Source organism: Arthrobacter sp. CAL618, assembly GCF_000468215.1.
GTDB lineage: Bacteria > Actinomycetota > Actinomycetes > Actinomycetales > Micrococcaceae > Arthrobacter_D.
The window spans coordinates 1-7,703 of the sequence record NZ_ASZW01000027.1 but is presented as its reverse complement, the minus strand read 5'-3'; the positions used below and the strand labels follow the sequence as shown (position 1 = coordinate 7,703).

Genomic DNA, 7,703 nt, shown 5'->3' with positions numbered 1-7,703 from the left:
CGCACGCGTTGACCCGCAGAATGATCGGCTGGGGGTTGGGATTTGGGGTCATTACCGGTGCGCTCCTTGCGGTGGCTGCGCCGTTTGTCGGGTGGATCTTCACCACTGACGAGTCAGTCCAGTCGGCGCTCGCGGCGGGGCTCTTTGTCCTCGCCGCGTCACAACCCATCTGTGGGCTGGTGTTTGTGCTTGACGGGGTGCTGATCGGAGCCGGAGACGCGAAGTATCTGGCGATCGCCGGCGTCGTCAATCTTTTGCTCTACCTGCCGCTGCTGATCTGGGTCTTCAACGCCGAATTGACCGGACCCGCCGGTATCGTCTGGCTGTGGGTGGCGTTCGGTGTGGGCTACATGGCTGCTCGTGGCCTGACCCTGGCCTGGCGGGTCCGCAACGACCGTTGGATGGTAACCGGCGCCCACTAGGCATGGGTCCCCGACAGACTTCACGGGGTCCACTCGGGGATAAACTAGGACTTCTGGACTGAAGTGATCAGCCCTGTGTCTATCGGAGGTCTACGCAATGGGTGCCGCACCCCAGGATGCGACGGTCCAACCGCCACGCACTCCGCTCGATCAAGCGGCGGCGGTCTGGCGGCCGCTGCTCTTTCGCGCGATTGTGTCCGCGGCCTTCGGGGCCCTGACGATTTTCTGGGTTCAACCATCGGTTCATGTCGCGTCAGTGGCCGGTGGACTGTACCTGTTGGCGCTCGCAGTTTTGGCGGCCTGGTTGGAGCGGGCTGCCGGGGTGAAGACCAGCGGCGACCGGTGGGTGGCCGGGATCGGGCCGGGGTTCCTCCTGGTGGGGGGCGTGCTCAACCTGTGGATTCATACCGATGCGATGTTCGCCCAGGTTGTTGCGCTCGTTCTGGTGATTTCCGGGGCTGTTGACCTGTTTGTGGGAATCCGCCAACGCCGCTTCAACGTCGTTGGGAAAGATCTCATCGTGGTCGGTGCAGTGGGGATGACCTCGGGATTGTTGCTTCCGTTTTTCCAGGACGCTGGGGCGCACGCGCTGCTCGGCGTCACGGGAGGCGGGGCGATCATCATCGCCGTTGTTCTGGCGATCGCGTCGTTCGGCTTCCGGCATGATGTACGTCACGCGGATAAGGCGTCCCCGTCAACCGCGTAAACTAGACACGGCAGTCTTTCTACCCTTCGTAGAAGAATGTGCGGCGGCAATTTCTCAAGGAGTAACAGTGTCCAAATCGGTCAAGGGTGTCAAAGGCCCTCTCATCTTCTCTGCTGTCCTCGGGGCGGTGGCCGGTATCGTCGCGATGGTTGTCTCCACCGGTGGTGGAACGAGGGAACTCAGGGTTGATATCGGCCTCACCGCTGCCGGTATCGCGTTCATTGCGGCGCTGGTGGTCTGTGCGCTGCTCCTGATGACGGAGAAGCCCAACGCTGATCACCTGGGCAAGGGAACCGGCATCAATCGGTCATCGTCGAAAATCCAGGGCGGCGCAGGCAACCTCGATAAGGACGGAAACATCAAAGGGACGCCGCGCGGCGGCCCGGACAGCCCTCGCTGACCCTGCCCGCTGGCCCGTCGTTCCGGCCCAGGTCCAGAAAAGTGGTGGCACTGCAGGCCCAGGTCCAGAAAAGTGGTGGCACTGCAGGTGCGCTGTTGGGCAACCACTGGTATGCGGGTGCGGGACTTTTCTGGCCCCGAGGGGTTACCCCGTAGCCGATTTTCGGGCCCGGTAGGCCTTGACGTGGGCGCGATTCGCGCAATTTCCGGTGTCGCAGTACCGTTTCGAGCGGTTCCGGCCCAGGTCCAGCACCACGGCGCTGCAGTCGTCGGCCGCGCAGATCCGCAGCCGCTCCATTTCATGGGTCCTGATGACATCGACCAGCGCCATCGCCGCTTCGGTTGCCATTCGGTCCTCCAGCGGAGCCTCGGGCCCGGTGGCATGCAGGTGCCAGTCCCAGTGATCATGACGTACCAGTTGGGGAAGGGCGCGGGCGTCGCTCAACATCCGGTTGACGTGCGCGACGGCGTCGTCCTCCGTTGACGTCCATACCTCCTCCAGCTCTGCCCTGAGCTGCACCACCGCAGCCAACTCGTTGGCAGTATGGGCGCGCGAGCCGGAGAAGTCCTGTTCCGCCAGGAATCGGTCGAGGTCCGCCAGTGTTGTCAGTTGGTCGGGTTCCTCCTTGCCCGTGTTGATGAGCGCTGCCGCAGAGATCAACGCAACCTCTGTGTCATTAGCAAAGGTCACATTGACTCCTGACATTGTTGGGGTCTACTGTCACTACCATAATCAACTTTTGGTCATGACACTAATGAGGTTCAGCATGAAAAACGGCGCAGCGGCGGGTCTGTGGTGGGCGGTCATCTCGGCGGCGGCATTCGGCGTGTCCGGGCCGTTTGCCAAATCGCTGCTGGAAATCGGCTGGAGCCCCGGAGCTGCCGTCGGTGTGCGCATTGGTGGTGCCGCCCTGGTCTTGCTGATTCCGGTCCTGTTTGCGCTCCGCGGGCGCTGGACCGCACTTCGCGGCAGTGCACTGACCCTCATCATCTACGGTGTCACTGCCATCGCGCTCTGCCAGTTCTTCTACTTCAACGCTGTGCAGCGGATGTCAGTGGGCGTATCCCTGTTGCTGGAATATCTGGCGCCGATACTGATTGTCGGATGGCTGTGGGCGCGAAGCCGCCGGGCACCACGCCGCCTCACCGCCGCTGGTTCGGTGACGGCGATGCTGGGTTTGCTCCTGGTGCTGGATCTCACCTCGGACGAGCGGCTGGACCCGATTGGAGTCATTTACGGGCTTGCGGCGGCGGTCTGCCTGGCGGTCTTCTTCCTCATGTCAGCCAAGGCCGACGACGGCCTGCCGCCGCTGGTGATGGCAGGGGGCGGCATGGTGGTGGGCGCCGTGGCGATCGGGGTCATGGGGCTGGTGGGCATCATGCCGTTCACCTTTGAATTTCGGGATGTGACACTGGCTGGTTGGGAGACGAGCTGGCTGGTCCCCGTCCTCGGCCTGGTCCTGATCTCGACCGTGGTGTCCTACTTCACCGGGATCCTTGCCGCCCGTCAGCTCGGCTCGAAGGTGGCTTCCTTTGTGGGGCTCACCGAGGTGATGTTTGCGGTGCTCGCGTCCTGGCTGATGCTCGGTGAGCTGCCGGGACCCATCCAGCTGCTGGGCGGTCTGCTGATTATCGGCGGAGTGGTGATGGTTCGCGTCGATGAGCTACGCACGCCAGCTGATGGGATCCAGCCCCTGGAGCGGGCGAACGACGTCGAACCTGTTCCGCTGCCCTAGAACCATCCCCGCCGACCGTTACTTGCCGAACCTGCGCAGCCGGAGCGAGTTGGCCACTACCAGCACCGAACTCGCGGCCATCGCCGCGCCGGCGACCATGGGGTTGAGGAAGCCGAGGGCCGCCACCGGGATTCCAATGGTGTTGTAGAAGAAGGCCCAGAACAGGTTGGTCTTGATGGTGCGCAGGGTGATCCGTGAGAGCTCGATGGCCTGGGCCACCTGCTCCAGGCTGTTCCCCATCACGGTCAGGTCGGCTGCCTCGATAGCCACGTCAGTGCCGGAGCCCATCGCGATGCCAAGATCGGCCTGGGCCAGCGCTGCGGCGTCGTTGACTCCGTCGCCGGCCATGGCCACCGTGGCCCCCTCGGCCTGAAGTTTCTGGATCGCCTGGACCTTCCCCTCGGGCAGTATTCCGGCGAGGACGTCGTCGGGGGCAATGCCGACCTGCTCGGCCACCCTCCGGGCAACTGCAGCGTTATCGCCGGTCAGCAGGATGGGCCGGAGACCCAGTTCCTTGAGCCGTGTGATGGCGGCCGCCGACGATTCCTTGACCGTATCCTTCAGGGACACCAGCCCGGCGACGCGGCCGTCCACTGCCACCCAGATGGCGGTGGAACCTGCATCCTGCTGGTCCTGCAGTTCGGCCAGATGCTCCCCGCTGATGACGACGCCGTTCTCCTCCAACCAGCCCGAGCGCCCAGCAACCACCGTGACCTCCCGTCCGCCGTCGTCGACGGTGCCCCGGACCCCGCCGCCCGCTGAACTGCTGAACCCCGTCACCGAAGGATGCCCAGGGGCAGCAGCCGCGATCGCCTGGGCAATCGGGTGCTCGCTGGCCGCCTCGACGGCGCCAGCCAGTGCCAGGACACGCGTGCGGTCGAGTGCCCCAAGCACGACGACGTCGGTCACGGCCAGTTTGCCCGTGGTGACGGTGCCGGTCTTGTCCAGCACGATGGTGTCGACGGTCCGGGTGTCTTCCAGGACCTGAGGGCCGCGAATCAGGATGCCCAGCTGGGCGCCGCGACCCGAACCGGTCAGCAGGGCCGTCGGCGTGGCCAGGCCCAGCGCACACGGGCAGGCGATCACAAGGACGGCGACCGCGGCAGTGAAAGCCGATTGAAGGTCGCCGGTAAGGACCATCCACCCGACAAAGGTCAGGACGGCAATAACCAACACAATCGGCACGAATACGGCGCTGATCCGGTCCGCCAGGCGGGCAATCGGTGCCTTGCCGCTTTGCGCCTGGCTGACCAGCCGTCCCATTTGGGCGAGGGTGGTTTCGCTGCCTACCCGGGTGGCCCGGATAATCAGGCGTCCCGAAGTGTTGATGGTGGCGCCGGTGACGACGTCGTCAACACCGACATCCACCGGCATTGACTCGCCCGTGATCAGCGAGGTGTCAACAGCACTCGCCCCATCGATCACGACGCCGTCGGTGGCGATTTTCTCTCCGGGCCGCACAACGAACTGGTCGCCGTGCACGAGGGAGTCGGCGGGCACTTTGACCTCCACGCGACGCCCATCCTGATCGCGGAGCACTGTCGCCTCCTTGGCTCCGAGGCTGAGGAGCGCTTTGAGTGCCTCCCCTGCGCGCTGCTTGGCGTTCGCTTCCAGGTAGCGGCCCAGCAGCAGGAAAGTGACGACGACGGCCGCCACCTCGAAGTACAGGGCGTGATCACTCATGGCCATACCGGCGTGTTCGGTGATCGAGGGGTCGGCCAGGAGCTGCCAGGCCGAGAAGAGGAACGCGGCCGTGACGCCGATCGAGACCAGGGTGTCCATTGTGGAAGAGAGATGGCGGGCGTTGATGGCGGCCGCCCGGTGGAATGACCAGGCAGACCAGGTGACCACGGGCAGGGTGAGAGCGAAAACCAGCCACCCCCAGTGGGGGAACTGCGCCGCGGGCACCATGGAAATGACGGCGACCGGCACCGTGAGCAGCGCCGCAACAATTAGCCGCGGCCGCAATTGCGCGGCGGTCCCCCCGTGTGACACGTGATCGGAGTGCACCGGGTCCGTGCCGTCCAGTGCTGGGTCGCCAGGGGAGCTGTGGGCCGGCCGCTTCAGTTGGGCGGTGTACCCGGTCGCATGGACCGTGTCCACGATGTCCTGATCCGATATGTTCTCGGGGACTGTGACGGTGGCGGACTCCAGCGGCAGATTCACACTCGCCTGGACTCCTTCAAGCTTCCCGAGTTTGCGCTCCACCCGTCCCACACAGGACGCGCAGGTCATGCCCTGGATATCGAGTTCGACAATCCTGGTCGGTGGAGAGGTGGACAGCTGATCGGTGCTCATGGGGGTCCTTGGTGATGCTAGTAAGTCGAACTGCTGGAGTTAGGCGCTGTTGCGCCTAGGCGTCGTTGGCGACAACGAGGTAGCCGGCTTCGGCTACCGCTTCGCCGATCTGGTCGGGGTCGAGGTCGCCGTCGGAGGTCACGGTGGCGGTGGAGACGCCACCCTTGTTGAGGTCGACGGTGACGCTCTGGACGCCGTCGAGGGCGCTGATTTCTTCGCTGACCGAATCAACGCAGTGGCCGCAGGTCATGCCTGAAATGCTGACGGTGGTGGTGCTCATGGGTGTACTCCTTGGGTGTTGGGGGTTTGCTACCTCAGCAGGCGACTGATCGCTGCCGAGGCTTCCTGGACTTTTTCCTGGACAATTTCGGGGTTCCCCGTGAGTTGGGACTCGTTGGCGGCGCCCACCACGCAATGGGCAATATGCTCCTCAAGGAGCCCCATGCTGACCGCATGGAGGGCCTTGTTGATCGCCGACACCTGGGTGAGGACGTCAATGCAGTACTTGTCTTCCTCGATCATCCGGGCGATCCCGCGGACCTGGCCCTCGATCCGCCTCAGGCGCCGAAGATAGGCGTCCTTGTCCGCTGTATAGCCGTGTTCGATGGTGGTGTCACTCATTGGTCCTCCTCGTTCTTCATCGAACATATACCCCCTACCGGTATATTTCAAGTACCCTAGGGGGGTATCTTCATGTTCGTTCAGGGAACGTCGAGCCTGATGCAATACGTTAGAGAAGAAGGAACCACCGCCAGCACCTGGAAAACAAGGAAAAAAGATAGATGACCCTGCACCTCGAGACGTGGCAGAAGCGCCTGCTCATTGTTCTGGCCGGAGCGCTGCTGGTCTCGCTATTTGTCCTTGCTTTTGTTGCTGGCCGGATCGGTACGGGCACCGACCATCCGTCCGGCACCAGCGCCGATGCTGGTTTTGCCCGCGACATGCAGATTCATCACACCCAGGCGGTCGAGATGTCGCGGTTGGTGCGAGACCGGACCGATGACGAGGTGGTGCGCACCATTGCGTATGACATTGCGATGACGCAGCAGCACCAGATCGGTCAGATGTATGCCTGGCTGGAAGAGTGGGGGCTGCCCCAAAGTTCCTCCGCGCCCAATATGGCCTGGATGGCAGGGTCAATGGATCATCACACCGGTGGAAGCATGTTGGAGCCGAACGGTCTGATGCCTGGGATGGCTACCGCCGAGCAGCTGCAGGAACTTGCTGATGCTTCGGGAGTCGAGGCAGAGCGGATTTTCCTGACGCTGATGATCACCCACCATGAGGCAGGCGCCGAGATGGCGCAGGCAGGCGCGGAACTTGCCCAGGAGCCCCGGGTGAAGGGTGCTGCCGAGAAGATGGCTGTAGCCCAGGTCGCCGAAATTACTGCAATGGAAGACATGCTGGACAAGCTCTAGCGGCACCGACGGTACATTTGTTTCAAACACACTCAAGGAAAAAGGATTTACGCGTTGAACAAGAAGCGAGCCCAGGACAATGCCGACCGCCAGGCGCGGTTGGCTGCCATCCAGTCCAAGCAGCGCGCCAGCGACCGCAAGCGCACCACTCTGATCCTTGGTGGCATCGGCGCGGTGGTCGTGGCGATCATTGTCGCGGTGACCATTGTGATTGTGGGTCAGGTGCAGGAGAACCAGCGCATCGAAGCGCTCGCCAGTCAGCCCATCGAAGGCCTGCAGGAATTTGATGGCCTGACGAACAACCACGTCGACGCCCCTGTTGAGTACGAGCAGTCTCCACCCGTGGGCGGAGATCACAACGCCGTCTGGACCAACTGCGGCGTCTACACCTCGGAGCTTCCCAACGAGAACACCGTCCACTCGATGGAGCACGGTGCAGTATGGATCACCTATCAGCCCGATCTGCCTCAGGACGAAATTGATGCCCTGACCGACCTCGTGGGGTCCAGTGGGTACGTCCTGCTCAGCCCTTACGCCGATCAGGAGTCGCCCATCGCCGCGAGTGCCTGGGGCCTACAGCTCGGCGTTGACACGGCCGACGACGACCGTCTCGCGGTCTTCCTGGAGCGGTACATTCAGGGCGAGCAGACCCTTGAGCCGGGCGCTGCCTGCTCCGGTGGCATCACCCCTTCGGCCTAGGGTTGCCGGGAGCGAATCTGCCGGG

10 protein-coding genes (1 of these 10 running past the window's edge) are annotated in these 7,703 nt (G+C 63.5%); 6 read left to right on the top strand and 4 right to left on the bottom strand.

Annotated features, from left to right (window positions below):
* The 3 genes from K728_RS0101460 to K728_RS18140 form a co-directional block, all read left to right on the top strand.
* A protein-coding gene (locus tag K728_RS0101460; RefSeq protein ID WP_024475630.1) for an MATE family efflux transporter crosses the window boundary here: on the top strand, positions 1–422 show its final stretch. 919 nt of this gene lie to the left of the window's left edge; only the last 422 of its 1,341 coding nucleotides appear in the window; its start codon lies beyond the left edge, outside the window; the stop codon is at positions 420–422.
* A 97-nt stretch (positions 423–519) separates the two neighbouring features.
* Complete coding sequence (locus tag K728_RS0101455; RefSeq protein ID WP_024475629.1) at positions 520–1,128, top strand: hypothetical protein; 609 nt, start codon at positions 520–522, stop codon at positions 1,126–1,128.
* A 67-nt stretch (positions 1,129–1,195) separates the two neighbouring features.
* The gene (locus tag K728_RS18140; protein WP_019482109.1) at positions 1,196–1,528 is read left to right on the top strand and encodes a hypothetical protein; all 333 of its coding nucleotides are present in this window, start codon (positions 1,196–1,198) and stop codon (positions 1,526–1,528) included.
* Positions 1,529–1,672: 144 nt separating this feature from the next.
* Here K728_RS18140 and K728_RS0101445 read toward each other — a convergent pair whose 3' ends face one another.
* Positions 1,673–2,218, bottom strand: a complete 546-nt coding sequence (locus K728_RS0101445; protein WP_024475628.1) for a CGNR zinc finger domain-containing protein — start codon at positions 2,216–2,218, stop codon at positions 1,673–1,675.
* A gap of 76 nt (positions 2,219–2,294) precedes the next feature.
* On the opposite strand from K728_RS0101445, the gene K728_RS0101440 reads away from it, so the two are divergent.
* Positions 2,295–3,263, top strand: a complete 969-nt coding sequence (locus K728_RS0101440; RefSeq protein ID WP_024475627.1) for an EamA family transporter — start codon at positions 2,295–2,297, stop codon at positions 3,261–3,263.
* An 18-nt stretch (positions 3,264–3,281) separates the two neighbouring features.
* Here the strand turns inward: K728_RS0101440 and K728_RS0101435 are convergent, their stop codons facing one another.
* Genes K728_RS0101435 through K728_RS0101425 form a run of 3 tightly spaced genes read right to left on the bottom strand, consistent with a single transcriptional unit; the run spans position 3,282 to position 6,182 of the window.
* Positions 3,282–5,561, bottom strand: a complete 2,280-nt coding sequence (locus K728_RS0101435) for a heavy metal translocating P-type ATPase (RefSeq protein ID WP_024475626.1) — start codon at positions 5,559–5,561, stop codon at positions 3,282–3,284.
* Between the two features lie 55 nt (positions 5,562–5,616).
* Positions 5,617–5,841: a heavy-metal-associated domain-containing protein gene (locus K728_RS0101430; protein ID WP_019482113.1), complete on the bottom strand. Its 225-nt coding sequence runs from the start codon at positions 5,839–5,841 to the stop codon at positions 5,617–5,619.
* Between the two features lie 29 nt (positions 5,842–5,870).
* Positions 5,871–6,182 carry a metal-sensitive transcriptional regulator gene (locus K728_RS0101425; RefSeq protein WP_019482114.1) on the bottom strand — a complete coding sequence of 104 codons (312 nt, stop codon included), beginning with the start codon at positions 6,180–6,182 and terminating at the stop codon, positions 5,871–5,873.
* A gap of 161 nt (positions 6,183–6,343) precedes the next feature.
* Here K728_RS0101425 and K728_RS0101420 point away from each other — a divergent pair, with 161 nt between their 5' ends.
* Entirely contained in the window at positions 6,344–6,979 is a 636-nt protein-coding gene (locus K728_RS0101420) for a DUF305 domain-containing protein (protein ID WP_019482115.1), read from the top strand.
* 54 nt (positions 6,980–7,033) lie between these two features.
* The gene (locus K728_RS0101415; protein ID WP_024475625.1) at positions 7,034–7,678 is read left to right on the top strand and encodes a DUF3105 domain-containing protein; all 645 of its coding nucleotides are present in this window, start codon (positions 7,034–7,036) and stop codon (positions 7,676–7,678) included.
* Positions 7,679–7,703: the final 25 nt, after the last annotated feature.

Bases quoted from the DNA above. Each gene is read 5' to 3' on its own strand.
- K728_RS0101455 (WP_024475629.1), top strand. From the start codon at position 520: ATGGGTGCCGCACCCCAGGATGCGACGGTCCAACCGCCACGCACTCCG.
- K728_RS0101440 (WP_024475627.1), top strand. From the start codon at position 2,295: ATGAAAAACGGCGCAGCGGCGGGTCTGTGGTGGGCGGTCATCTCGGCG.
- K728_RS0101425 (WP_019482114.1), bottom strand. From the start codon at position 6,182: ATGAGTGACACCACCATCGAACACGGCTATACAGCGGACAAGGACGCC.
- K728_RS0101420 (WP_019482115.1), top strand. From the start codon at position 6,344: ATGACCCTGCACCTCGAGACGTGGCAGAAGCGCCTGCTCATTGTTCTG.
- K728_RS0101430 (WP_019482113.1), bottom strand. From the start codon at position 5,841: ATGAGCACCACCACCGTCAGCATTTCAGGCATGACCTGCGGCCACTGC.
- K728_RS0101435 (WP_024475626.1), bottom strand. From the start codon at position 5,561: ATGAGCACCGATCAGCTGTCCACCTCTCCACCGACCAGGATTGTCGAA.